Source organism: Pseudomonas sp. B414 (assembly GCF_055408445.1).
Genome location: NZ_JBUZTQ010000001.1, coordinates 280646 through 306232, shown reverse-complemented (window position 1 = coordinate 306232; position 25587 = coordinate 280646). Strand labels below are relative to the sequence as shown.

The 25587-nt window shown below is 58.9% G+C and carries 22 protein-coding genes and 1 pseudogene; 12 read left to right on the top strand and 11 right to left on the bottom strand.

Annotated elements, in window-relative coordinates; genetic code table 11:
* The first annotated feature begins 26 nt into the window (after nucleotides 1-26).
* The gene (locus tag ACZRMH_RS01405) at nucleotides 27-956 is read left to right on the top strand and encodes a zinc ABC transporter substrate-binding protein (RefSeq protein ID WP_464011824.1); all 930 of its coding nucleotides are present in this window, start codon (nucleotides 27-29) and stop codon (nucleotides 954-956) included.
* Nucleotides 957-1103: 147 nt separating this feature from the next.
* On the opposite strand, the gene ACZRMH_RS01400 is transcribed toward ACZRMH_RS01405, so the two are convergent.
* Nucleotides 1104-2054, bottom strand: a complete 951-nt coding sequence (locus ACZRMH_RS01400; protein ID WP_464011823.1) for a homoserine kinase — start codon at nucleotides 2052-2054, stop codon at nucleotides 1104-1106.
* 56 nt (nucleotides 2055-2110) lie between these two features.
* On the bottom strand, nucleotides 2111-2401 hold the full coding sequence (locus ACZRMH_RS01395) for a DUF2782 domain-containing protein (RefSeq protein WP_016782750.1): 291 nt from the start codon (nucleotides 2399-2401) through the stop codon (nucleotides 2111-2113).
* A 74-nt stretch (nucleotides 2402-2475) separates the two neighbouring features.
* On the opposite strand from ACZRMH_RS01395, the gene polA reads away from it, so the two are divergent.
* Nucleotides 2476-5244 carry a DNA polymerase I gene (gene polA / locus ACZRMH_RS01390; RefSeq protein ID WP_464011822.1) on the top strand — a complete coding sequence of 923 codons (2769 nt, stop codon included), beginning with the start codon at nucleotides 2476-2478 and terminating at the stop codon, nucleotides 5242-5244.
* Nucleotides 5245-5592: 348 nt separating this feature from the next.
* Here polA and yihA read toward each other — a convergent pair whose 3' ends face one another.
* On the bottom strand, nucleotides 5593-6243 hold the full coding sequence (yihA, locus tag ACZRMH_RS01385) for a ribosome biogenesis GTP-binding protein YihA/YsxC (protein ID WP_464011821.1): 651 nt from the start codon (nucleotides 6241-6243) through the stop codon (nucleotides 5593-5595).
* A gap of 190 nt (nucleotides 6244-6433) precedes the next feature.
* Between yihA and ACZRMH_RS01380 the strand changes: the two are divergent.
* The 6 genes and pseudogenes from ACZRMH_RS01380 (at nucleotide 6434) to ACZRMH_RS01355 (ending at nucleotide 12113) form a co-directional block, all read left to right on the top strand.
* Nucleotides 6434-6690, top strand: a pseudogene (locus tag ACZRMH_RS01380) (c-type cytochrome).
* Between the two features lie 46 nt (nucleotides 6691-6736).
* Entirely contained in the window at nucleotides 6737-7357 is a 621-nt protein-coding gene (locus ACZRMH_RS01375) for a c-type cytochrome (protein WP_464011820.1), read from the top strand.
* A gap of 199 nt (nucleotides 7358-7556) precedes the next feature.
* Nucleotides 7557-8195, top strand: a complete 639-nt coding sequence (locus ACZRMH_RS01370) for a thiol:disulfide interchange protein DsbA/DsbL (RefSeq protein ID WP_464011819.1) — start codon at nucleotides 7557-7559, stop codon at nucleotides 8193-8195.
* 15 nt (nucleotides 8196-8210) lie between these two features.
* Nucleotides 8211-9089 (top strand): endonuclease/exonuclease/phosphatase family protein, encoded by an 879-nt coding sequence (locus tag ACZRMH_RS01365; protein ID WP_464011818.1) that lies wholly within the window; start codon nucleotides 8211-8213, stop codon nucleotides 9087-9089.
* Nucleotides 9086-11050, top strand: a complete 1965-nt coding sequence (locus ACZRMH_RS01360) for a GGDEF domain-containing protein (RefSeq protein WP_464011817.1) — start codon at nucleotides 9086-9088, stop codon at nucleotides 11048-11050. Before ACZRMH_RS01365 ends, ACZRMH_RS01360 begins: the two co-directional genes overlap by 4 nt.
* A 280-nt stretch (nucleotides 11051-11330) precedes the next feature.
* Nucleotides 11331-12113, top strand: coding sequence for an N-acetylmuramoyl-L-alanine amidase (locus tag ACZRMH_RS01355; protein ID WP_464011816.1), 783 nt, complete (start codon nucleotides 11331-11333; stop codon nucleotides 12111-12113).
* An 8-nt stretch (nucleotides 12114-12121) separates the two neighbouring features.
* Here the strand turns inward: ACZRMH_RS01355 and ACZRMH_RS01350 are convergent, their stop codons facing one another.
* Together ACZRMH_RS01350 and algB are read right to left on the bottom strand one after the other, a co-directional pair.
* Nucleotides 12122-13912: a KinB sensor domain-containing domain gene (locus tag ACZRMH_RS01350; RefSeq protein ID WP_464011815.1), complete on the bottom strand. Its 1791-nt coding sequence runs from the start codon at nucleotides 13910-13912 to the stop codon at nucleotides 12122-12124.
* 7 nt (nucleotides 13913-13919) lie between these two features.
* The gene (gene algB / locus ACZRMH_RS01345) at nucleotides 13920-15266 is read right to left on the bottom strand and encodes a sigma-54-dependent response regulator transcription factor AlgB (protein ID WP_464011814.1); all 1347 of its coding nucleotides are present in this window, start codon (nucleotides 15264-15266) and stop codon (nucleotides 13920-13922) included.
* Between the two features lie 483 nt (nucleotides 15267-15749).
* Here algB and ACZRMH_RS01340 point away from each other — a divergent pair, with 483 nt between their 5' ends.
* The 4 genes from ACZRMH_RS01340 to ACZRMH_RS01325 all read left to right on the top strand — a co-directional run bounded on the left by ACZRMH_RS01340 (nucleotide 15750) and on the right by ACZRMH_RS01325 (nucleotide 19546).
* Nucleotides 15750-16034 carry a hypothetical protein gene (locus ACZRMH_RS01340; RefSeq protein WP_464011813.1) on the top strand — a complete coding sequence of 95 codons (285 nt, stop codon included), beginning with the start codon at nucleotides 15750-15752 and terminating at the stop codon, nucleotides 16032-16034.
* Between the two features lie 85 nt (nucleotides 16035-16119).
* On the top strand, nucleotides 16120-16284 hold the full coding sequence (locus tag ACZRMH_RS01335; RefSeq protein WP_019828122.1) for a DUF1328 domain-containing protein: 165 nt from the start codon (nucleotides 16120-16122) through the stop codon (nucleotides 16282-16284).
* Between the two features lie 609 nt (nucleotides 16285-16893).
* On the top strand, nucleotides 16894-18213 hold the full coding sequence (gltP, locus tag ACZRMH_RS01330) for a glutamate/aspartate:proton symporter GltP (RefSeq protein ID WP_464011812.1): 1320 nt from the start codon (nucleotides 16894-16896) through the stop codon (nucleotides 18211-18213).
* A gap of 103 nt (nucleotides 18214-18316) precedes the next feature.
* Entirely contained in the window at nucleotides 18317-19546 is a 1230-nt protein-coding gene (locus ACZRMH_RS01325; RefSeq protein WP_464011811.1) for a nucleoside recognition domain-containing protein, read from the top strand.
* Nucleotides 19547-19664: 118 nt separating this feature from the next.
* Here the strand turns inward: ACZRMH_RS01325 and ACZRMH_RS01320 are convergent, their stop codons facing one another.
* The 6 genes from ACZRMH_RS01320 to ACZRMH_RS01295 all read right to left on the bottom strand — a co-directional run bounded on the left by ACZRMH_RS01320 (nucleotide 19665) and on the right by ACZRMH_RS01295 (nucleotide 25585).
* The gene (locus ACZRMH_RS01320) at nucleotides 19665-20303 is read right to left on the bottom strand and encodes a class I SAM-dependent methyltransferase (RefSeq protein WP_464011810.1); all 639 of its coding nucleotides are present in this window, start codon (nucleotides 20301-20303) and stop codon (nucleotides 19665-19667) included.
* A 40-nt stretch (nucleotides 20304-20343) separates the two neighbouring features.
* Nucleotides 20344-20988, bottom strand: coding sequence for a methionine ABC transporter permease (locus tag ACZRMH_RS01315; RefSeq protein WP_261740514.1), 645 nt, complete (start codon nucleotides 20986-20988; stop codon nucleotides 20344-20346).
* Entirely contained in the window at nucleotides 20978-22099 is a 1122-nt protein-coding gene (locus ACZRMH_RS01310) for a methionine ABC transporter ATP-binding protein (protein WP_464011809.1), read from the bottom strand. Before ACZRMH_RS01310 ends, ACZRMH_RS01315 begins: the two co-directional genes overlap by 11 nt.
* Before the next feature lie 2 nt (nucleotides 22100-22101).
* A complete protein-coding gene (locus ACZRMH_RS01305; protein ID WP_464011808.1) occupies nucleotides 22102-22893 on the bottom strand; it encodes a MetQ/NlpA family ABC transporter substrate-binding protein in 792 nt (263 codons plus the stop codon).
* A gap of 134 nt (nucleotides 22894-23027) precedes the next feature.
* Nucleotides 23028-24389 carry an LLM class flavin-dependent oxidoreductase gene (locus ACZRMH_RS01300; protein ID WP_464011807.1) on the bottom strand — a complete coding sequence of 454 codons (1362 nt, stop codon included), beginning with the start codon at nucleotides 24387-24389 and terminating at the stop codon, nucleotides 23028-23030.
* Nucleotides 24389-25585, bottom strand: a complete 1197-nt coding sequence (locus tag ACZRMH_RS01295) for an SfnB family sulfur acquisition oxidoreductase (RefSeq protein WP_464011806.1) — start codon at nucleotides 25583-25585, stop codon at nucleotides 24389-24391. The genes ACZRMH_RS01300 and ACZRMH_RS01295 overlap by 1 nt, the downstream gene beginning before the upstream one ends.
* Nucleotides 25586-25587: the final 2 nt, after the last annotated feature.

Here is a 25587-nt window from a genome sequence, read left to right as displayed (position 1 = left end):
TATGTTACCTGTTTCAGCCACCATGAGTGCTCATCGTGCCCCGTTTTTTGTCTCTTTTTCTTGCTCTAAGTGCCAGTTTGCTTGTGATCAACCCGGCTCAGGCCGAGGTCAACGTGCTGACCAGCATCAAACCCTTGCAACTGATTGCAGCTGCCGTGCAGGACGGTGTGGGGCATCCGGAGGTGCTTTTGCCGCCCAATGCCTCGCCGCATAACTATGCCTTGCGTCCATCCGACGTACGGCGCGTGCAGTCGGCCGATCTTTTGTACTGGATTGGTCCGGACATGGAAGGTTTTCTGCCACGGGTGATCAAGGGTCGTACTCTGCCATCAGTGACCGTGCAGACCCTGCCGGGTTTGAAATTGCGTCATTTCGCCGAAGATAGCCATTCGCACGCAGAAGATGCCGCCGAACATGATCACGATCATCGCCCCGGCACTCTGGATGCGCACTTGTGGCTGGCCCCGGACAACGCACGGGTGATTGCGGCCAAAATGGCCGCGGACCTGAGCGCAAAAGACCCGGCCAATGCGGCGAAATACCAGAGTAACCTCAAGGCTTTCAATGAGCGACTGGATGCGTTGAATACACGCCTTCAAGCACGTATGAGCGCAATTGCCGACAAGCCGTTCTTCGTTTTCCATGAAGGCTACGACTACTTTGAAAGCGCGTACGGCCTCAAGCACGCGGGCACATTCAGTGTGGCCTCGGAAGTGCAGCCCGGCGCCCAGCACGTAGCCGCCATGCGCAAGCGTTTGCAGGAAGTGGGCAAGACCTGTGTATTCAGCGACCCGCCGCTGCGTCCGCGCCTGGCGGACACGCTGACAGCCGGCTTGCCGGTCAAGCTGGCGGAGCTGGATGCCTTGGGCGGTTATACCCCGGCGACAGCACAGGGGTATGAGCAGTTGCTGGAAAAACTCGGCAACGACCTGGCGGGTTGCCTGGAGAGTTTGTAAACCAGCTCCGCTGATATTGTGCTGAGCTGCTTGCCAGAGCCTCTGTGGGAGCGGGCTTGCTCGCGATTGGATCGACGCAGTTGTTCAGATACACCGCGTCGCTACCATCGCGAGCAAGCCCGCTCCCACCGTTGATTGCAGTGTTTGTTACAACGCAAACGGCAGTTGCACAGTTACCGTCTGGCGCAATGCCAGGCGCTTTTCGAACTCGCCCGGATCGTGAATCAGCACGTCCTGACCGGCAAAGGTCTGGGCTGCTATCAGGCGCGACAGCCAGAACCGCACGCAGGCAATGCGCAGCATGGTCGGCCACAACTCGGCTTCAGCCGCAGTGAACGGGCGCAGCGCAGCATAAGCGCCCAGCAGCGCTCGGGCACGGGGAGCGTCGATGTGGCCTTCTTCGTCGGCGCACCAGTCATTCAGGGCAATGGCCACGTCGTACAGCATCGGGCCTGAGCACGCGTTGTAAAAGTCGATCAGCCCTGTCAGATGGGTGCCTTCAAACATCGCGTTATCGCGAAACAGGTCACCGTGCAGGTTGGCCTGAGGCAGCGCCATGATCTGCGCTTTGCGCTCAGTGATTTCCAACAGCGCCTTTTGCAGCAGTTCGGCCGAATCAGGCGACAAACCGGCCATCAATGCCGGGCCTTCCGCCAGCATCCAGTCCAGACCGCGATCGGTCTTGCGCTCCAGCACGTTGTTGCGGGTGGCGTTATGCAAGTGGCCAAGCAATTCGCCAACCTGGGCGCAATGCTGGGCGTTGGCTTCACGAATATGCTTGCCCGCCAGGCGCGGCTGCAACAACGCCGGCTTGCCCTTGAGCTCGCGCAGGGCCTGACCGTCAACGGTGCGCAGGGCAAAAGGCACTGGCAGGTCGGCGTCATGCAGCACGTCCAGCAGCTCGATAAAGAACGGCATCTCTTTGACCGGGCCGCGCTCAACCAGGGTCAGGACAAACTCACCCTGCTCCAGGCTGATGAAGTAGTTGGTATTTTCGCTACCCGCGGCAATCCCCTGGAAATCGAGCAAACGGCCGAGTTCATAAGGCGCAAGGAAGGTTTCCAACTCGCTGCGAGTCAGTGGGGTGAATACAGACATGATTTAAATTGCCAGTACGGGCGCCGTGCGAGGCGGCGCCAATTAAAGTTAAGACGCTACTTCCATTCGAAGATTTTCCACGAAGGAATCAGCATATCCGGCTGGTCGGAACGGATGTAATTGGCATCAGTACCATCAGCGCGTACCAGGAAGTACGGTTTGCCCCCTTTTGGGGTGACCTTGATGGCGTACAGAAAACCGTTTTGACGGTATTCCTGAATGGTTTTATCGCCTTCCGTGCGAATGGTTACATCTGGATCGGCGGTGACTGCCTCATCTGCTGCGAAGGTTACCAGCGGAGTGAGTGCAAACAAACCGGTCAGCAACAGGCGATTGAGTGTGCGCATGATAACCTTGTCCCTTTGTCGTCATTGGTCCGGACATTCTAGCGCCGGACTCGCCGAAAAGGTTGATCCTGCTCATGAGCCAAGCTCCCCTCGTCCTGGTGGACGGTTCTTCATATCTGTACCGCGCCTTCCATGCTCTGCCGCCGCTGACTACGTCCAAGGGCCTGCCGACCGGCGCGGTCAAGGGCGTGTTGAACATGCTCAAAAGCCTGCGCAAGCAGTACCCGGACAGCCCGTTCGCGGTGGTGTTCGATGCCAAGGGCGGGACATTTCGCGATGACATGTACGCCGAGTACAAGGCCAATCGTCCGAGCATGCCCGATGACATGCGGGTACAAATCGAGCCTTTGCATGCCAGCGTGATCGCGCTGGGCTTCCCTTTGTTGTGCGTGGAAGGCGTGGAGGCGGACGATGTAATCGGCACGCTGGCCCGCAGCAGCGCCGCAGCAGACCGACCAGTGGTCATCTCCACCGGCGACAAGGACATGGCGCAACTGGTCGATGGTCATATCACCCTGGTCAACACCATGACCGGCAGCGTGATGGATATCGAGGGTGTGAAAGAGAAATTCGGCGTTTCCCCCGAGCAGATCATTGACTACCTCGCTCTGATGGGGGATTCGTCCGACAACATCCCCGGTGTTCCGGGCATTGGCCCCAAGACCGCATCCGGCTTGTTGGTGGGCGTAGGCGGAGGCCTGGCCGACCTGTACGAAAAGCTCGATATCGTGCCGACCCTGCCCATACGTGGCGCAAAAAACCTGCCCGCCAAACTCGAAGAACACCGTGAAATGGCGTTCCTGTCGTACCAACTGGCCACCATCAAGGTCGATGTACCGCTGGATATCGGCCTGGAAGACTTGCATCTCAAGGCTCCGGACTGCGAAAAACTGATCGAGCTGTACACCGAACTGGAATTCAAAAGCTGGATTGCCGAGGTTGAGCGCGAGGCCAAGCGTGCCGGCCAGGTCATTGTGCATGAGGCCCCTGAGGCTCCCGCCGCCGAGGAGCAGCGGTACGAAACCATCCTTGATCAGGCACGTTTCGACGTCTGGCTGAAAAAGCTCAACGACGCCAAGTTGATTGCCTTTGATACCGAAACTACCGGCCTTGACGCGCAGCAAGCGCAGTTGGTGGGCCTGTCGTTCGCGGTCAAGCCCGGCGAAGCAGCCTATATTCCGTTGACCCACTCCTATATGGGCGTGCCCGAGCAACTGGACCGCGACACCGTATTGCGTGCCCTCAAGCCGCTGCTGGAAGACCCGAGCAAAACCAAGGTCGGACAAAACGCCAAATACGACATGAATATTCTGGCCAACTGCGCCATCGGTGGCGATCAGGCGTGCGGGATCACGGTGCAGGGCGTTGCTTTTGACACCATGCTTGAGTCCTACGTGCTCGACTCCACAGGCAGCCGTCATGATATGGACAGCCTGGCCCTCAAGTACCTGGGGCATACCACCACCAGCTTCCAGGACATTGCTGGCAAAGGCGTCAAGCAACTGACCTTTGACCAGATCTCCCTGGAACAGGCCGGGCCATACGCCGCTGAAGATGCTGACGTGACCCTGCGTTTACACCATGTGCTGCACGAAAAGCTGGCTGCGATCCCGAGTCTGAACACAGTATTGACCGATATCGAGATGCCACTGGTGCCTGTATTGGCACGCATCGAGCGTCAGGGTGCGTTGGTGGATGCCAATTTGCTGGGCATTCAGAGTGTGGAACTGGGTGACAAGCTGGTCGCTCTTGAGCGCGAGGCTTTCGCCATTGCGGGCGAGGAATTCAACCTGAGCTCACCCAAGCAGCTGGGTGTGATTCTGTACGAAAAACTCGGCCTGCCGATTATCAGCAAAACCGCCAAGGGCCAGCCATCGACCGCCGAAGCCGTGCTGGCCGAACTGGCCGAGCAGGACTTCCCCCTGCCCAAGGTGCTGATGCAATACCGTTCCATGAGCAAGCTGAAAAGCACCTACACCGATCGCCTGCCGGAGCAGATCAACCCGCGTACGGGCCGTATTCACACGTCCTACCACCAGGCGGTCACGGCGACCGGGCGTTTGTCCTCCAGCGATCCGAACTTGCAGAACATTCCGATCCGTACCGCTGAAGGTCGACGGATTCGTCAGGCGTTTGTCGCACCCAAAGGCTACAAGTTGCTGGCGGCGGACTACTCGCAAATCGAACTGCGGATCATGGCCCACCTGGCCAAGGATGAAGGCTTGCTGCACGCCTTCCGCAACAATCTGGACGTGCACAGCGCCACGGCGGCCGAAGTGTTCGGGGTGGAGCTGGCGGACGTCACCACTGACCAGCGCCGCAGTGCCAAGGCGATCAACTTCGGTTTGATCTACGGCATGAGCGCATTTGGCCTGGCCAAGCAGATTGGCGTCGACCGCAAGCAGTCCCAGGCCTATATAGACCGTTATTTCGCACGTTACCCGGGCGTACTGGACTACATGGAGCGCACGCGTACCCAGGCGGCCGAGCAGGGTTATGTCGAGACCATTTTCGGTCGTCGCCTGTACCTGCCGGAAATCAACGCGAAAAACCCGGCGCTGCGCAAAGGTGCCGAGCGCACGGCGATCAACGCGCCGATGCAGGGCACGGCGGCCGATATCATCAAAAAAGCCATGGTGGCTGTGGATAACTGGTTGAGCGCCTCTGGCCTCGATGCCCGCGTCATCCTGCAAGTACACGATGAATTGGTGCTCGAAGTGCGCGAGGACCTGGTGGACCAGGTGCGCGATGAAGTGCGCGTACATATGAGCGAAGCGGCGAAGCTGGATGTACCGCTGGTGGTCGAAGTGGGCGTGGGCAACAACTGGGATGAGGCGCACTAAAGGGGGAGGCTGCGCGCGGTTTCTTCCTGTGGGAGCGGGCTTGCTCGCGATGGTATCGCCTCGGTTTATCATATACACCGCGTCGTTTACATCGCGAGCAAGCCGGCTCCCACAGGAGACTTATCAAGCATGGAAAAACCGGGCTTATTCCAAAGAGTTTTTAAGCCTTCGGAACTAAATCTGCCAAACAGCAATCATATTTATTGAATGGGTGGTGAAGCCCTTCAATGCTCCTAATGTTGTGTTAAGTGTTGGCAGATATCTGGACCCCGCCCTAGCGGTCCAGTACTTGAACCCCGGACCTCCTTCCCCCCATGCGAAGTCCGGGGTTTTTTTTGCCTGCGATTTTTACTCGCCAGCCTCTACCAGCTCTTCGCCTTTGTTCGGCAGTTCCATCCAGCGTGCCAAAACGGTGTAAGCCTCTTCCAGGCCCATGCGTTTGGGCGTGGAGAACAACTGGATGGTGACGGCATCGCCCCACTGCTTGCGAATATCCGACTGAATTTTGAGCAGGGTATTTTTCGCAGCGCCGTACGTCAGTTTGTCGGCTTTGGTCAGCAAAATATGCATCGGCATACCGCTGGAAACAGTCCAGTCGAGCATCAACAGGTCGAAATCGGTCATTGGATGACGGATATCCATCATCAAAATCACGCCCTTGAGGCTTTCGCGGCTACCGAAATAGGCTTCAAGGTGACGCTGCCAGTGCAGCTTCAACGGGATTGGCACCTTGGCGTAGCCGTAACCCGGCAGGTCGACTAGGCGACGTTCTTCGTCCAGCTGGAAGAAGTTCAGCAGTTGCGTACGGCCAGGAGTTTTCGACGTACGCGCCAGGCTGGCGTGGGTCAAAGTGTTGAGGGCACTGGACTTGCCGGCGTTGGAGCGCCCGGCAAACGCGACTTCGTAGCCTTCGTCGTCGGGGCATTGCTCGACTTTGGCAGCGCTGAGCATGAAGGTTGCCTGTTGGCACAGACCGAGAATGGGGTTCTTGAGTTGCATGGGATTTCCGATGTGAGCGGCGTCAGGAATGGACGCGGCGAGCGTGTCGTTTCCGTTTCAGTGGCGCCAGTATATAATGCCGCAGATTTTGTGTGCGCTTTGTCCCAGCGTAGGATGAAGAACACGGGAGCAAAAAACCAAGGTTGCGCATTAGAACGCAGCAGGCTCCCAACCCTGAAAAGGTCGTTTTATGACGAAATGGCTGCTAGTTGCCGGTTTCTTGATAGCCGCGTTATAGCACTCAGGCTACACAGGATCCGGAAGCCGTGTACAACCGCGTTTGTATTGTCTGCCATGCTGGTCAGCTTAAGGCCAAGGTTTGAGCAAGGTATGGAGGCGCTGGTGCAACACGTGACCCAGGGTTTCAAGGCGATGCCGCCGCGTGGTTTGTGCATGGACTGCAGTGTCGAGGATCACCGAACTGTCCTACAGTGGATAAGCGAGTGAGCCCGGCCCATAACTCTTTAACCCTTAGCCGTAGTTGGATTAGCTGATGAACAAATTACTCGTGAGTCTGCTGTTGACCTTGGGCGTCACCGGTATTGCCCAGGCTGCAGGCACCGCTTTGGTAGGTGATGCTGCTGCAGGTCAGGCAAAAACCGCTGTATGTGGCGCTTGTCACGGTCCAGACGGCAATAGCATGGCGCCAAACTTCCCCAAGCTGGCCGGGCAAGGTGATCGCTACCTGCTCAAGCAGTTGCATGAAATCAAGGACGGCAAGCGCCAGGTGCTGGAAATGACCGGCCTGCTGGCGAACCTGAACGATCAGGACCTTGCCGACATTGCGGCCTACTACTCAAGCCAGAAAAGTTCGGTTGGCGCTGCTGACCCGGCACTGGTGGCCCAGGGTGAAGCACTGTTCCGTGGCGGCAACCTTGAGAAAGGCATGCCAGCCTGCACCGGTTGCCACTCGCCAGATGGCCAGGGCAACGCTCCTGCCGGTTTCCCGCATCTGGGTGGCCAGCACGCCAGCTACATTGAGAAGCAGCTCACAGACTTCCGCGAAGGCGATCGCACCAATGATGGTGACTCGATGATCATGCGCGGCATTGCGGCCAAGATGAGCAACAAGGACATCAAGGCACTGGCCAGCTATATTCAAGGTCTGCACTAAGGTCTGTGCGATCGTCGGGGCCGGGTTTGTAACCAATGGTCACGTTAATGATCGTTTAATCCTTGAATGTGAACCTCAAAGGGCAGCTTCGGCTGCCCTTTTTCGTAGCGTCTACCGTTACACTAGCGAACTCAAGCCAGCATGGACCTGTCTGAATACAGGTCACGTTGAAACGACCTTATCCGCCCAGGAGTAAAGCATGCGTAATCTGATCCTCAGCGCCGCTCTCGTCAGTGCCAGCCTGTTTGGCATGACCGCTCAAGCCGCCGAGCCGCTTGAAGCGGGCAAACAATATGTAGAGCTGAGCAGCGCCGTTCCGGTTGCCGTGCCTGGCAAGATCGAAGTGGTTGAACTGTTCTGGTATGGCTGCCCGCATTGCTTTGCATTCGAGCCAACCATCAACCCGTGGGCTGAAAAGCTGCCGGCTGATGTGAATTTTGTCCGTATCCCGGCCATGTTTGGCGGGATCTGGAATGTTCACGGCCAGTTGTTCATTACCCTGGAAGCCATGGGTGTTGAAAACAAGGTCCACAAAGCCGTATTCCAGGCCATCCATGACGGCAAAAAGCTGGCAACGCCTGAAGAAATGGCTGAGTTCCTGGCCGGTGAAGGCATCGACAAGGACAAGTTCCTGAGCACCTACAACTCGTTCGCCGTCAAAGGCAAGGTTGAAGACGCCAAGAAGAAGGCTCAGGCCTACCAGATCTCCGGCGTACCGACCATGGTCGTCAACGGCAAGTATCGCTTCGACCTGGGCACTGCCGGTGGCCCTGAAGGCGCATTGAGCGTGGCCGATCAGCTGATCGCCAAAGAACGTGCCGCAGGCGCCAAAAACTAAGCCGCGCCCTCTCCCATGCTCCGCTGGAAAGGCGAGCGAAGTGTTGGTCTGCATGAGCCGCAGATCAACGAGGATCATCTGGCATCCAACTCGATGCCGGATGACCGGCGTTTGCGACTGCTCAGTTTCAATATTCAGGTCGGTAACAGCACTCAGGGTTACCGCCACTACCTGACCCGCAGCTGGCAGCATGTGCTGCCACACAAGGGGCGGGCAGGTAACCTGGACCGCATTGGTGACTTGCTGGGTGACTTCGATCTGGTCGCCCTGCAAGAGGCCGACGGTGGCAGCCACCGCTCCGGCTACATCAATCAGGTCAAGTACCTGGCCCAACAGGGCGAATTCCCCTACTGGTATCAACAACTCAATCGCAATCTCGGGCGTCTGGCCCAGCACAGCAATGGCGTGCTCAGCCGGCTGCGTCCTGCCGCGATTGAAGATCACCCTTTGCCAGGCCCTGCGGGGCGTGGCGCGATTCTGGTGCGCTTTGGTGAAGGTGCCGATGCACTGGTGGTCGTGGTCATGCACCTGGCGCTGGGAACCAAAACCCGCACCCGGCAGTTGGCCTATATTCGCGAGCTGATTGGCGGCTATCAGCATCAGGTGCTGATGGGGGACATGAATACCCATGCCAATGATCTGCTGCAAACCTCGCCCCTGCGCGACCTCGGGCTACTGGCGCCGCAAATGGAGGCCACCTTCCCCAGTTGGCGTCCGCAACGTTGTCTTGATCATATTTTGCTCAGCCCAAGTCTGACCCTTGAGCGCGTGCAAGTACTCGATCAGCCTATTTCCGACCATTTGCCGGTAGCGGTGGATATCCGTTTGCCGGGTTCTGTGGGGGTGAATTCACAGCTCGCATTGCGACCCGATAGCGATGGGCCCAAGGCATGACAAGCGAAGCTGAACGCTGGAAAGAGAAATACCTTAAAGGCGTTGAGCAGCAAGACACGCTTGAGCGTCGCTGGAATGCCCGTCTCGACTTGCTGCGCCGTGGTCTGGTGCGCAGCACCCTGGCTGCCGAAGGCACGGATCGTACGGTCGACCAGTGCATGAAAGAGATGCGCGAAGCGGTGCGCACCAATGATATGGACGCGGCCCTGGCCGCCTTGCTGCCACGCCTGGAAAAAGCCGTGCTCGACTCCGAGCAGCGTCGCGAAACCCGGGTAGAGCAGGTCAGCGTGGCGCTCAACACCCTGGTGACGCAGCTGCAAGCGCTGCCGTTGCCCCGTGAGGTCAGCAAGCCGCTCAAGGCTTTCGCCAAGCAACTCGACAACCGGGTGACCCACGCCCGCGAGATTCCGCTGCTGCTCGACGAGCTAAGCCATTTACAGGGGCAGGCCCTGGCGCCGCAGCTCAATGGTGCCGAACTGCCCAAGCCGGGTTTGTTGCAGCGTCTGTTCGGGACTCAAGAGAGCGATAACCCTTCCATTGAAGCAGCCCCGGCGCCTCAGCCCGTTGCCCCGAGAGCTGTGGCCCCGCCGGTTATGCTCAAGCCATTGGCAGTGACCCCGGCTGAGGCTGAGCCGGTCATTGCAGAGGTTGAGCCTGAGCAACTGACCCCGGCGGCCTTGCCCGATGAAGACGTTCAAGTGTTTGCCGAACCAGAGGTTGCGGCCATTGAAGTGCCTGATGAGCATGCATCCAGCGGGGCGCTGGAATCCGTGGTGGCGCTGGTAGAGGCAGAGAACAGCCAGGCACAGGCCGCTGAAAGCCCCGAACCCGAACTTGAGCTTGAGCCAGACGAGATCGATGCCGTCTATGCCCTGCCTGATGCCCCTGAGCCCACTTACAGCAGTGTTGCGGAGCATATTGAATCCACATTGCTCGGCCTGCTGAACGACCTGTCGCTGCCCGAACACCACCGGCCCCAGGCCGAGGCCATGCGCAAGCGTCTCGAAAAAGGCTTGAACTGGTACGAATTGCTACCGATTCTCGACGATCTTGCCGTATTGATGCTGGCCATTACCGACAGCGGTCAGCATGAGTTTGAAGCTTATCTCAAGCAGCTTAATGAGCGTCTTGAGTCCTTCCAGAACAACCTTCAGGCAGCCAGCGAAGGCCATGCTGAAGGTCGAAGCGCAGCCGACGACCTGCACAGCCAACTGCGTGAGCACGTCGACGGGTTGCAAAACAGCATGCAGGACGCTGTCGACCTCAACAGCCTCAAGCACCTTCTGGAAAATCGCCTTGAAGGTCTGCTGGGCACCATGGACCAGCACCAGCAGCAGCGAAACGCCCGCGAGCAGGAAGTGGCTGCTCACCTGCAAGGGCTGGCCGAGCGTATAGCGCAGATGGAGCAGCAGGCCCAGGGCTATCGCGAACATCTCGAAGAACAGCGCCAGAAAGCCCTGATCGACCCCTTGACCGGCTTGCCCAACCGGGCGGCCTGGGGCGAACGTCTGCAATATGAAGTCGAACAGTGGCAAATTCACGGCAACCCTTTGCTGATTGCCATGCTCGACCTTGACCACTTCAAGCGTATCAATGATGGCTACGGGCATCTTGCGGGCGACAAGGTACTCAAGATCATTGCTGCCCAGTTGCGCAGGCACCTGCGCCCGGTCGATTTTATCGCCCGGTTTGGCGGCGAAGAATTTGTCCTGCTGATGGCCGACACTCCACTGCCGACGGGTTTGCAGTTGGTCGACAAGCTGCGCACGGCGATTGAAGCCTGCCCGTTTCACTTCAAGGGTGAACCCGTGACCATCACCCTGTCCATTGGCGTGTCGGCGTTCAGGGCTGGTGATCGCAGTGATCAGGTGCTCAAGCGCGCGGATGAAGCGCTGTACCGGGCCAAGCACCGTGGGCGCAACTGCGTGGATGCAGAGCAGCTGTCAGGGCTGATCCTGTAGCCGCAGCCTCGTTCCTTCGGCAGCTGCATACCTGAGAGTTTTTGCTCTTAGAACTTGTGATCAACTGGATATTTCAGGGCGCCAACTATCTTTCGGTCCCCTCGGTCAGTCCCCTCTCCCTCCGGGAGAGGGTGTATGGACCGGGGGGCTTTTGATCTAGTCCCCCCACCGGCGCAAAGATCTACACGCCCTACGGGGCGGGGTGTGAACCATACAGCTGCGCGACAAGGCTCGTGAGGTATGCTTGCCTATTAATCTTTAAGTCGTGTTGTGCTTGCCCATGAAATTTTCCGCCCTGATCTTGTCCCTCGCCCTGCTGGCTGGCTGCAGTAATGGCCTGCGTATGGACACCAGCCATCCTTCGGTCAACTACGACAGCCGCGTGCAATTTGTGGTGCTGCACTACACCTCGACCTCGCTGGAACGCTCTCTGGAGCTGTTGACTCGCGGGCCAGTTAGCAGCCATTACCTGGTAGGCGATACCCCGCCCACCGTTTACAAGCTGGTGGATGAAAACCAGCGCGCCTGGCACGCCGGAGAAAGCCAATGGAAGGGCCGCACCTGGCTGAACTCCAGCTCCATCGGCATTGAGATCGTCAACAAGGGCTTTCGTGATACCCCACAAGGGCGCGTCTGGTACCCCTACACCGAAGGTCAGGTCCAGTCGGTTATCGCACTGCTCAAAGATATCTCGACCCGCTACAAGATCGACCCGCGCAATATCATCGGCCACAGCGACATAGCCCCCCTGCGCAAGCTCGACCCGGGCCCCTTGTTCCCCTGGAAGCGCCTGGCCGATGCAGGCTTCGGGATCTGGCCAAATGCCCAGGCAGTGGCCCGGGAGCAAGCCCTGTTCAACAGCACCGCGTTGCCGAGCATCACCTGGTTCCAGCAGCAACTGGCGCTATTGGGCTATGAAACGCCGCAAACCGGCGAGCTGGATGTAGCCACCCGCCATGTGCTGGCAGCCTTCCAGATGCACTTTCGGCCAGCGCGGTTCGATGGCACGCCCGATGCTGAGAGTGCGGCCATCCTTAAAGTGCTGAACACGCAAAAACACTGAAGGGCCAGCTACACCAACGGCAGGGCCATATAAAACTGCGTGCCTTGCCCGGGCCGTGAGTACACCCCGATGCGCCCGCCGTGCAGTTGCACGATCTCCTTGCACAGTGCCAACCCAAGACCGGCACCGCCCTTTTTGCGCCCCACTTGCACAAAGGGCTCAAATATCCGCCCCTGCTGGCTATAGGCGATGCCTTCGCCATTGTCTTCGACACTGATAATTACCCGCTCGCCATGACGACGGGCCTGCAGGCGGATTTGCCCGCCGCTGGCGGTATGGCGCAAGGCGTTATCCAGCAGGTTGTCCAGCACTCGCTCCAGCTGGACCTGGTCGGCATTCAAAACCGGCAACGGCGGTTGCAGCTCTACCAGCAGCTCTATATTTCTGCTCTGCGCACGCTCGGCGAAGCGGGCGCGAGCGTCTTCGAGCATTTGCTGAACATTGCAGGGCGCCAGGGTCAGCTTTTGCATGCCGTTCTGGTAGCGGGAGAAGTTCAACAGGTCATTGATCAACTGCATCAGGCGCTGCATTTCTTCGTTGACGGTGTTGAGCAAGTCGGTTTCACGGGACAGCGGGTCAAATTTCGCACGTTCCAGAAACAAGCCAAACGCCATATGCATGCCTGTGACCGGGGTGCGCAACTCATGGGAGGCACGCAGTACGAATTCGCTGCGTACACGCTCAAAGGCCCGTTGTTCGGTCACGTCATGCAGCACCATCACCGCACCGAGAATCGGCCCTTTAGGCTGGCTGACCGGAGTCAGACTGTAGGTCAGCAGGCGAGTTTCGCCTTCTATATCGACGCTCAAGTCCTCCGGCAACCGCTCAAGGTTGCCACCGCGCAGCACCGTCAGCAGTTGCTGGTCGAGCTCAGGGCGTTGCAAGGCTTCGCCCAAAGGCTGCCCCAGACGGCTCTCGTCCGAGCCCAGTTGGCGCTGTGCCACCGGGTTCAAATGCTCAAGACGGCCTTGCTGGTCGATCATCAACAAGCCGTCATCGATACTGTCGAGTACCGCCTGGAGACGCTGCTGGCCCGCCAGCAGCTCGTCAATATTGGTTGCCTGATGCTGACGCAAAGCCTCGGCCATGATGCCGAAGCGCCGGGTCAGCAGGTTCATTTCTGTGGCCGATGAAAGGGGTAACACCACCTCGAAGTTGCCCTTGCCTATATTGTCGGCCGCTTTAGCCAGCGCCTCGATCGGCGCGCCAAAACGCCGGGCAATGCCGTGGGCAGTAATAAAGCCGATGATCAGCACCGCAAGGCCGACCAGGCCCAACAAGGCCGCGATAATCAGGGCACGATCGCGGGCCGCAGACTGTGCCGCATAGATGGTGTCCAGTGCTCGGCGGTGCTCGGTGATCAGGCCGTTGCGCAGCTGGTTGAAACGGCTCGAAAGCTCGTTGTCATTACTCAGGTTCAGTGCTGCGCTATTGGCTTTGTGGAAGGCCTGCAAAAACTTGTCGTAGTCTTCCCGCGCCTGGGCAAAGCCGCTGTGCAGCTCGTTTTTGCGCTCATGCGCAATGCCTTCATCCAGCAGTGCCATGTACTCCCGGGCCGATGCCTGCAGTGCCTGCGGATCGGGCTCGTTGCGCAACATCAGGATCAACTGGTCACCCAGGGACTGACGCAGCTTCAGGCCCAGATCGAGGCTGATGAAGTTGTTGCGGATCAGCGCCTCCTGGCTCTTGGCCATTTGCATCACGCTGACGACACCAAGCAACAGACCCAACAGCGCCACCGTAATCAGCGCCGAAATGCTCAGGAATAGACGGGTACGCAGCTTGATCGCAAGTTTCATCGGATGCTCACAGGTTGTACTGCTTACGTTTGCGGTACAGCGTCGAGGCATCGATGCCCAAGGTTTTTGCTGCCTGATCCAGGGTTTCGCTGGTGGCCAGAACAGCGCCGATATGAGCTTTTTCCAACTGGTCGAGGCTCAGTGCAGCGCCAATGCGCGGGGCATTGGGAGTGGTTTGCTCGGCCATGCCCAGATGGCTGACTTCGACCACTTCCTGGGGGCAAATAATGCTCGCGCGCTCAACCACGTTGCGCAGTTCACGGATATTGCCCGGCCAGCGGTAATTGGCCAGGGCCAGGCGGGCCTCTTCGCTGAAGCCTCGGGCAGGGCGGGCGTACTCCTTGACGAAGCGGGCCAGAAAACGATCGGCCAGGGTCAGGATATCCTCACTGCGCTCGCGCAGCGGCGGCAGGTGCAGGGTGATTACATTCAGGCGGTAGAGCAGGTCCTCACGGAAACGGCCATCGCGCACCATATCTTCGAGGTTGAGGTTGGTGGCCGCCAGAATCCGCACATCGGCACGACGGGTCACGGGGTCGCCGACGCGCTCGTATTCCTTGTCCTGAATAAAGCGCAGCAGTTTTGGCTGCAATGCCAGCGGGAAATCGCCGATTTCATCCAGGAACAATGTACCGCCGTCGGCCTGATTGACTCGGCCCAGGGTGCTTTCGCTGGCCCCGGTAAAGGCGCCGCGGGTATGGCCAAACAGCTCGCTTTCCATCAACTCGGCGGTCAAGGACGGGCAGTTGATCGTTACGCAGGACTTTTTCGCACGTTTGCTCCAGCCGTGAATGGCCCGGGCCAGCTCGCCTTTACCGGTACCCGACTCGCCGAGAATGAGGATATTGGCATCGGTGCCAGCAACCTGGCGGGCGGTCTCCAGCACCGCCATCATGGCCGGGCTGTGGGAATCCAGCCCGTCCTTGGGTTTGCGCACTTCACCTTCCAGGGCTTCAAGGCGGGCAGACAGCTGACGGACTTCCAGTTGCTTGGCCGTGGCCAGGCGCAACTGGTCCGGGCTGCAGGGTTTGACCAGATAGTCGGCGGCACCGGCCTGGATCGCATCAACCGCGGTGTCCACAGCCGAGTGGGCGGTGACAATCACCACGCGCATCCACGGCGCTTGAATACGCATCTGGGCCAGCACATCCAGGCCGTTGTCCTCGCCAAGGCGCAGGTCGAGGAAACACAGGTCGAACACCTGGCGTTGCAGCAGCGCGTCAGCCTGGGCCGCGCTGTTGGCGGTGGCGACGGTGTAACCCTCGTCTTCGAGGCAGTAGCGGAATGTACGCAGGATGGCGGACTCATCGTCGACCAGCAGAATGCGGCCCTGTTGCTCTTTGGCTGACTCCATTTCCTACGTTCCTTTATATGGGTTCTTGGTTAGTGTCGGAATAATCGGGCAAGTTGCATGATTTTTCGGATTGATTGCGAGGCTAGCACCGAAGGCGTTGGGCTGCATGGAGTAACTGGCTGATTTTGAAGATGTTTGGGTTGAATTCGGCAGGAGTATCTATTTGCGTTGTAGTCGCTGCCGAAGGCTGCGAGGGGGTAGTGCCCCACTTCGACGTAGTCACTCTGTATGAGGTCGAGCCTTATGTTGCCTGCGAGGTCTATCGCAGCCTGCGGCAGCGACTACAGGTTTTGCCCACAGGATCGTGCAGAACGCACGACCCGCTGGCCGGGCATCGTGCAGGATGCGCGTAAAATCTATCTTAATAAATACATAACATATTGATTTATATGTATTTTTTGTTGATTTAAAAACTGGCACGGCCCCTGCAATTACCCTTGTACAGATACCTCACATTGACCACCGGGTGGCAGGAGTTTGAACATGAATCGTCAACAATTCTCCAACATGCGCGTTACGTCATTGCATCTGCAACAGGGCCTGTTTGCCAGCCTGGCGTTGTCGGTGACCTTGATCGGTGGTCAGCAGTGGGCACGTTGGGAGTCGACCTCGCAGCCCGTAACCACGGCTCTGCACTCCGCCGCCCCACAACAGCATTTCAAGTCATTCGGATCAGTCGCTGAAGGCTCTGGCCAGTATGCGCTGGCAGCCTCGGACGAAACCCAGATAGCCAACACCCAGCCTCTGCCGGAACGCTGGGTGTTTTGAGTGTTCACAACCTTGAGGCCCTGATCGGGCTTCGAGACTCACCCTTGTCAGCACCCTGTTTCCCACAGTAATAAGGAGAATCACCATGTTAAGTTGGGCTATTACCTTCCTGATTATCGCCATCATCGCTGCAGTACTGGGTTTTGGTGGTATTGCGGGCACCGCGACCGGTATCGCCAAGATCCTCTTTGTCGTGTTCCTGGTGATGTTTGTGGTTTCCTTTATCTTCGGTCGCCGCGGTCGAGGCTAGAGATGCTCACCCCCTCCTTTAAGGCAACGGTTGCTGCTCCGTTATCGGGCGGCGACCGTGGGGGATGAAACCGGTTACAGAGAGTGGCGCTGCCAAGGTTTTACCTTGGTTTTTTTGTGCCTGAAGAACATTCCCTGCATGCGTAATGCCTTATCAGGGTTCATTTTTTTAAAAACAAATGTGGCCTGAACGGTGCTTCGAAACGTCGACCGTATATCGCCAAAGAGAAAAATAGCCCGTACTTATATCTGATTTGTGTTGTCGGATATTTCTTGGATATAAGCGGCTTTATGCCACCCCCTCCCTGGCCAAAATGACCTTGAAACAGCCGGTCTACGGCACTTATGTCGTCTATTCTGTGGAATCGCAGTAGGGGCGATTTAAGGTCTTGTCGGACAAAACCCATGCCGATTCGGCATAGGGTAGGCGTTTACGGCATTAGACGGCCACCTCCTGCATGGGAATAGTTGCGCCTTTTTTCGCCTGCCAAAGAGCCTTTCTGGCTCGGTTTGGGCGACCTTCTACGGGGGTACAGGTTTTTGGTTTTTGCGCTTTCGAGCGCTCTAGTCCGAGCCTGTGCCCGAGTCCACTTGAAGTAAGGGTAATGACATGAAGAAGGCAAAACTTAGCCTCGCCTGGCAGATCCTGATTGGTCTGGTCCTCGGGATTGCAATCGGCGCGCTGCTCAACCATTTCAGTGCTGAAAAGGCCTGGTGGATCAGTAACGTTCTGCAACCTGCCGGCGATATCTTTATCCGTCTGATCAAGATGATCGTAATCCCAATCGTGATTTCTTCACTGGTTGTCGGGATTGCAGGCGTGGGGGATGCGAAGAAACTCGGTCGTATCGGTTTTAAAACCATCATTTACTTCGAGGTGGTCACCACCATCGCGATTCTGGTCGGCCTGGTGCTGGCCAACGTGTTCCAACCCGGTGCCGGGATTGACATGAGCACCCTGGGCACGGTGGATATCTCCAAATACGCAGCCACTGCTGCTGAAGTAACGCACGAACATGCGTTTATCGAGACCATCCTCAACCTGATTCCATCGAACATCTTCGCGGCCATGGCTCGCGGTGAGATGCTGCCGATCATCTTCTTCTCGGTATTGTTCGGTCTCGGTCTGTCGAGCCTGAACGCCGAACTGCGCGACCCGCTGGTGAAAACCTTCCAGGGCGTGTCCGAGTCGATGTTCAAAGTCACTCACATGATCATGAACTACGCGCCAATCGGTGTGTTTGCCCTGATCGCCGTGACCGTCGCCAACTTCGGTTTCGCCTCCCTGGTGCCATTGGCCAAGCTGGTTGTACTGGTTTACGGCGCGATCCTGTTCTTCGCCGTTGCAGTGCTGGGCCTGATTGCCAAGCTGTTTGGCTTCTCCGTGTTCAAGCTGATCCGCATCTTCAAGGATGAGTTGGTACTGGCTTACTCCACCGCCAGCTCTGAAACCGTGCTGCCGCGCGTGATCGAGAAGATGGAAGCCTACGGTTGCCCGAAAGCGATCTGCAGTTTCGTAGTACCGACCGGCTACTCGTTCAACCTTGATGGTTCGACCCTGTACCAGAGCATCGCGGCGATCTTTATTGCCCAGCTGTATGGCATCGACCTGTCGATCAGCCAGCAATTGCTGCTGGTACTGACCCTGATGGTGACCTCTAAAGGCATCGCCGGTGTGCCGGGCGTGTCCTTCGTGGTACTGCTGGCTACCCTGGGCAGCGTCGGCATTCCGCTGGAAGGCCTGGCCTTTATCGCCGGTGTTGACCGCGTGATGGACATGGCCCGTACTGCCCTGAACGTTATCGGTAACGCCCTGGCGGTACTGGTAATCTCGCGTTGGGAAGGCATGTACGACAACGCCAAGGGCGAGCGCTACTGGAACTCGCTGCCGCACTGGCGCAGCAAGGAAGCCCTGCCAAAAGGCGAGTAATCGCCCCGGCAACTTCACTCCCACAAACCCCGGCCTGGTCCGGGGTTTGTTGTTTCCGGGCCTTGGCCGCTATCATTCGCCCCATCTTCCAGGAGTCTTCTCGATGCTCAACGGCCTATGGCTCAGCTTTTTCGTCGTCGCAATGGTGTCGGCGCTCGCCCAATGGCTGGTGGGGGGCAATGCCGGGATCTTCTCCGCGATCGTGGAAAGCATCTTCGCCATGGCCAAGTTGTCGGTCGAAGTGATGGTCCTGCTGTTTGGCACCCTGACCCTGTGGCTGGGTTTTCTGCGCATTGCCGAAAAAGCCGGGATTGTCGACTGGCTGGGCAAGGCGCTGGGGCCACTGTTCAAGCGCCTGATGCCGGAAGTCCCGCCCGGTCACCCGGCGCTGGGCTTTATCACCCTGAACTTCGCCGCCAACGGCCTGGGTCTGGATAACGCTGCCACGCCGATTGGCTTGAAGGCCATGCGCGCGCTGCAGGAACTCAACCCGAGCCCGACCAGTGCGAGCAATGCACAGATCCTGTTTCTGGTGCTCAACGCCTCATCCCTGACCTTGCTGCCGGTGACGATCTTTATGTACCGCGCCCAGCAAGGGGCTCCTGACCCGACGCTGGTGTTCCTGCCGATCCTGCTGGCGACCAGCGCCTCGACCCTGGTCGGGCTGCTCTCGGTGGCCATTGTGCAGCGCTTGCGCCTGTGGGACCCGGTGGTACTGGCGTATCTGGTGCCGGGTGCGTTGATCCTCGGTGGGTTTATGGCGCTGCTGGCGACCCTGTCGGCCACAGCGTTGGCCAGCCTGTCGTCGATCCTTGGCAACCTGACGCTGTTCGGGCTGATCATGCTGTTTTTGGTGATTGGCGCGCTGCGCAAGGTCAAGGTTTATGAGGCGTTTGTCGAAGGGGCCAAAGAAGGCTTCGATGTGGCGAAAAACCTGCTGCCGTATCTGGTGGCGATGCTTTGCGCGGTGGGCGTGCTGCGTGCTTCCGGGGCGCTGGACTTTGGCCTGGACGGCATTCGTCATGTGGTCGAGTGGCTGGGCTGGGACACCCGTTTTGTTGACGCGCTGCCAACGGCGATGGTCAAACCCTTCTCGGGCAGTGCGGCGCGGGCGCTGTTGATCGAAACCATGCAGACCCAGGGTGTGGACAGCTTTCCGGCGCTGGTAGCGGCAACGGTGCAGGGCAGTACTGAAACTACTTTCTATGTGCTGGCAGTGTACTTTGGCGCCGTAGGCATCCAGCGTGCCCGGCATGCGGTGGGCTGCGCCTTGCTGGCCGAGTTTGCTGGCGTGGTGGCGGCAATTGCGGTGTGCTACTGGTTCTTTGGTTAACCCCACTGGAACACACCCCACCCCCTTCTGTGGGAGCGGGCTTGCTCGCGATTGGATCGACGCGGTTTGTCTGTATGTCCGCAGTGCTGCCATCGCGAGCAAGCCCGCTCCCACAAAGTCAGGTGGTGCTACCGGGTTTGCGCCACACACTCACCAGCCACGGCTGCTGATCGCGGGGCAGACCTGCCGGGCGATAGTAATGCTCCAGCTCGACAAAACCGGCAGCCGTCAGCATCATCCGCCAGTTCTCAAGATCGTGATAGGCCCCATACCGCTCACCGTTCCAGCCTTCGCGGTTGTCGCCACGGGGGTTGGAGCTGAGCAGTACTCCACCGGGCTTGAGGCTGGCGTGCAGCTTGCCCAGTACTTGCCCCAGCTCCTGGGTCGGCACATGGAACAGCGAGGCATTGGCGAAAATACCGTCGAAGCGTTCCGCGGGCAGGTCGAGCTTGAGAAAGTCCTGGTGCCACACCTCGCAGCCGCTGTCTTCGCGAGCCATCTGGGTAAAGCGCTCAGTACCGTCCAGCCCGATTGCCACATGCCCCAGGCGGGTAAAGGTTTGCAAGTCACGACCCGGCCCGCAGCCAAAATCCAGAATGGTAAACGGTGCCGTGCACTGAATATGGCGCAACAGGGCGTCGATATTCTGGCTGACATCATGGTCACGGGTGCCCTCACGAAAGCCTTCGGCGCTCTGTTGATAGTGGCCAAGGGTGGTGGCAGCAATCTGTTCGAGGGTTTTTGGATCGAGGGTCATCGCAGGCTCAGTCGGCGGCAGTAAGACCGCCGACTATACCTCAGCGCTTGTTCAGTGCCAGAGCCAGGCGATCACCGCCCAGTTGAATCACGGCCACCAGAATCACCAGCAAGACGATCACCGTAAGCATTACCTGCGAATCGAAGCGCTGATAGCCGTAGCGGTAGGCAATGTCGCCCAGGCCGCCGGCGCCAATGGCCCCGGCCATGGCCGATGAGTTGATCATCGTCACCAGGGTGATGGTAAACCCGCCGACTATGCCCGGTAAGGCTTCGGGTAACAGCACATGCCAGATGATGTGATGACGCTTGCAGCCCATGGCTTGGGCGGCTTCGATCAATCCGTGATCAACCTCGCGCAGGCTGACTTCGGCAATTCGTGCAAAAAACGGGGTAGCCGCGATGGTCAACGGTACGACGGCAGCCCATACGCCGTAGGTAGTGCCGACAATCAGGCGAGTAAACGGGATCAGGGCCACCATCAAAATCAGAAAGGGGATTGAGCGAAACAGGTTTACGAAAGCGCCCAATGCCTTGTTAAGGGTCGGGGCTTCATAAATCCCGCCCTTGCCGCTGGTGACCAGGATCACCGCCAGCGGAATCCCCAGGATCAAGGCGATCAGCGAAGAAACACCTACCATCAGGAAGGTGTCGATCACCCCCTGCCACAAACGATCAAATCCCATAGCCCACCACCTCGACCTGCTGTGCCCATTGTCCGGCGCGTTTGCGCAGCTCGTCCGCACCCAGCGAGGTGCTGGTCACGCTGAGCAGCAATTGGCCCAGGGCATGGCCCTGGATCTGTTCAACACCGCCATGCAGCAGTCGCACCTGACCGCCCAGGGCACTGAATAGCGCACCCAGATCGGGCTCTTGCGCCTGGCCACCGGTAAAGCGCAGGCGCAGGATCACGCTTGATTGCGATGAGACTGGTTGTGCCGTGATACGGCCCTGCAAGGCTTCGGGCAATGCATCCTGCAAGGGCGCGAGCAGGGTTTTGCTGACCTCGTGCTGCGGGTCACCGAACACCTGCCACACCGGCCCTTGCTCGACCACCCGGCCTTGCTCCAGTACCACCACGCGGTGACAAATATCGCGGATCACTGCCATTTCATGGGTGATCAGGATGATGGTCAGGCCCAGGCGCTGATTGATCTCACGCAGCAAACCGAGAATCGACTGCGTGGTTTCCGGGTCCAGCGCCGAGGTGGCTTCGTCACAGAGTAAAATCGCCGGGTCATGAACCAGCGCCCGGGCAATGCCCACACGCTGCTTTTGCCCACCCGAGAGTTGCGCCGGGTAGGCCGTGTGCTTGCCCTGCAGGCCAACCAGATCCAGCAGTTCACGGACTTTCTGCTCGCGTTGCAGCTTGGGTACGCCAGCCACTTTGAGCGGCAGTTCGACGTTCTGCCACACAGTCTTGGCCGACATCAGGTTGAAGTGCTGGAAGATCATGCCGATCTTGCGCCGCAACGCGACCAGTTTGTCTTCATCAAAACCGGCGATATCCACCTGATCAATCAGGATCCGCCCGTTGCTGGGCTGCTCCAGGCGGTTGATGGTGCGAATCAGCGACGATTTTCCGGCGCCGCTGCGGCCAATAATGCCGAAGATTTCCCCGCGCTGAATCGCCAGGTCGATGCCCTTGAGGGCTTCCACCGGGCCCTGGCGGCCGTCATAGGTTTTACCGATCCCGATAAAACGCACATGGGCGTGGCTCAGTTCCGGGTGCAGCTCGGTGTGGTTCGCGCCGGGCTGCGGCTGATCGAGCCGCTCGCGAGCAATGGCCACATTCATGATCAGCCTCCCCAGCCTGGCTGGTACAGGTTGCCGTAGGTTTTATCCAGCGAGGCTTTGACGACAGGCGAGTGCTGATAGATATCGATGAACTTGGCCAGGCGCGGGTCGTCCTTGTTCTTGGGCTGGATCACGAACTGGATCACGTACTCCGGGTGATCTATGCCGTCGAACAGCAAGGCCGACTCGGCATCGAAGGTCTTGGACAGGCGGATATAGGCCGGGTAGCCCTGCACCAGGTCGGCATCGTCGTAGGCGCGTACCAGTTGCACGGCCTCGACTTGCAGGATCTTGATGTTTTTCGGGTTGGCGATGATGTCTTCTTCCGTCGCCTTGTAGCCGACGCCCGGCTTGAGGGTAATCAACCCGGCCTTGGCCAGCAGTTGCAAGCCACGGCCGCTGTTGATCGGGTCATTGGCGATGGCGACGGTGGCGCCTTCAGGCAGGGCGTCGAGGCTTTTGTATTTTTTCGAGTACAGGCCCACGTTATTGATGATGCCCTTGGCGTAGGGCGCCAGATCAAACCCGGCGGCGGCCTTGGCGTTTTCCAGAAACGGGATGTGCTGGAAGTAGTTCACATCGATATCGCCACTGGCCAGGCTGACATTGGGCGCGATCCAGTCGGTGAACTCCACCAGTTCGACTTTCAGCCCTTGCTTGTCGGCCTCGGCCACCGCGGTTTCCAGCGGGATAGCGAAGGCTGCGGTGGTGCCAACCTTGAGTGGTTTATCGGCTGCGTGGGCAATACCGCTGAGCAGCCCGAGGGCCAGAATCAGTGCGTGCTTTTTGTTCATGAGCAGTGTCCTGTCAAAGAGTCTGAGTTCGAGCAATGTGGGAGCGGGCTTGCTCGCGATTCAGGCGACGCAGTGCCTCAGGTAAACTGCAGTGATGCCATCGCGAGCAAGCCCGCTCCCACAAAAAAGAAAAGTCACGCAGTGTGTCTGTAAGCAGCGCCGGTATGGCGTGCTGGCAAGTGCGCACCGCCGTCCGCAAACAGTTTTTGCCGCAGGCTGCCGGTGTCATAAGCGGTTTTGTAGGAGCCCCGACGCTGCAACTCGGGCACCACCAGGTCGATAAAGTCGACGTAGCTTTCCGGGGTGACGATGCGGGTCAGGTTGAAGCCGTCCAGGCCGGTTTCTGCGATCCACGACTCCAGTTCATCAGCCACTTGCTCAGGTGAGCCCACCAACGTGATGTAACGCCCGCCCAGCGCGTGCTGCTCCAGCAATTTGCGACGAGTCCAGTCGTTGTTTTGCAGCACCTTGGTTGCCGACTGGATGGCGTTGTTCTTCACGTACTGGATGGGTTCGTCCAGTTCGTAATCGGCAAAATCAATGCCCGTGGAGCTGGAGAAATGCGCCACCCCGGCTTCCGGGCTGGCGTAGCTCAGGTACTCATCACGCTTGGCCCGGGCCTGGGCCTCGGTTGGTGCCACGATCACATTGAGGCCCATAAACAGCTTGATATCGTCCGGGTTGCGCCCCGCAGCCACGGCGCTGGCGCGTACCTTGTCCACCTGGGCTTTGGTCGCCGCCTTGGTCTGGCCGCTGATAAACACGCACTCGGCGTGGCGCCCGGCAAACACCAGGCCGCGATCCGAACTGCCTGCCTGAAACAGCACCGGGGTGCGTTGCGGTGACGGCTCGCAGAGGTGATAACCCTCCACCTGATAGAACTCGCCAGCGTGTTTGACCTTGTGCACTTTGTCGGGCCGGGCATAGACGCGCTGCACCGGGTCGTTGAGCACGGCGCCGTTTTCCCAGCTGCCTTCCCAGAGTTTGTACAGCACCTGCAGGTACTCATCGGCCTGGTCGTAGCGGCGGTCGTGTTCGACTTGCTCGGTCAGGCCCATGGCCTTGGCGGCGCTGTCGAGGTAGCCGGTGACGATGTTCCAGCCCACGCGGCCCCGTGTCAGGTGGTCAAGGGTCGACATGCGCCGTGCGAACAAATACGGCGTTTCGTAGGTCAGGTTGGCGGTCAGGCCAAAACCGAGGTTTTTGGTGACGGCGGCCATGGCCGAAACCAGTAGCAACGGGTCGTTGACCGGCAACTGGATGGCTTCTTTGAGCGGCACATCAACCGACTGTTGATACACGTCGTACACGCCCACGATGTCGGCGATAAACAGCCCGTCAAAAAGACCGCGCTCCAGCAATTGCGCCAGTTCTGTCCAGTACTCCAGGGTGTTGAAGGTGGTCGAGTTGTCCCGTGGGTGCGTCCACAACCCATGGTTGATATGGCCAATGCAGTTCATGTTGAAGGCATTGATGAGGATTTTCTTTTTACTCATCAGAGTGTCCCCCGCAGTGGCGGGTTGGCATCGTTGAGGTAGTAATTGCCCACCGCGTGGTACTTCCAGCGCACCGGGTCGTGCAGGGTGTGGACCCGGGCATTGCGCCAGTGGCGGTCGAGGCCGTGCTCGGCCAGGGTCGCCTGGCTGCCCGCCAGTTCAAACAGGGTGCTGCCAGCAGCCAGGGAAATCTCGGTGCTGAGGGCGCGCGCTTCGGCCACGGCAATCGAAGCAGCGGCCACGGTGCTTGCCGTGGGGTTGGTCTGGGCGCTGTCGAGCAATTCCCCGGCGCGCTCAAGCAGGGCTTCGGCGGCATGCAAACGCACACTCAGGTGGCCGAAGCTTTTCAGGGTCAGCGGGTCTTCGCTGGCGATAGCGCTGGGGGCGTCGATCCAGGGCCGGGTTTTGCTGCGCACAAAATTCAGCGCATCTTCAAAGGCGGCGCGGGCGATCCCGGTGTCGATGGCCGCGTGCAGTATCTGCGCCAGGGGGCCAACCGTGGTCGGGCGCTCAAAGGCGCTTTGAAACGGGATCACATCTTGTGCCGCGACCAGTACGTTGTCGAACACCACCGAGCCGCTGCCCGTGGTGCGCTGGCCAAAGCCGCTCCAGTCGTCTATCACGCTCAGGCCATCACTGTCGCGCTGCACAAACGCCAAATGCTGGATACCGGCATCGTCAACTACGGAGGTAGGAATACGTTGCGCATAGAGTGCGCCGGTGGCGTAGAACTTGCGTCCGGTAATGCGATAGCCGTGTTCGGCCTTGGCCAGGTGGGTGGTGCGCTCATGGGCGGTTTTGGTGCCGATTTCAGCAAGGGCATTGCCAAAGCGTTGCCCTGCCAACACTTCGCCATAGAGCCGCTGCTTTTGCTCGTGGCTGCCATTGACCCGCAGCACTTCGAGTGCATAAAAGTGGTTTTGCGGAATTTGCCCCAGCGAGGCGTCAGCGGCGGCGATTAGCGCAATCACTTGCGCCAGGGTGACATTGGACACGCCTGCGCCACCGTAGGCTTTGGGCACGCTGATGCCCCACAGGCCGGTATGGGAAAACAACTCCAGCTCATCAAAAGGCAGGCGGCGTTCGCGGTCGCGCAGGGCGCTGTCGCGTTTGAAATGTGCCGCCAGTTCACGCGCTACGCTCAGGGCCTCGGCATCGCTGTGGATAACCGGGACCTGTTTGGATATCAGTGACATGG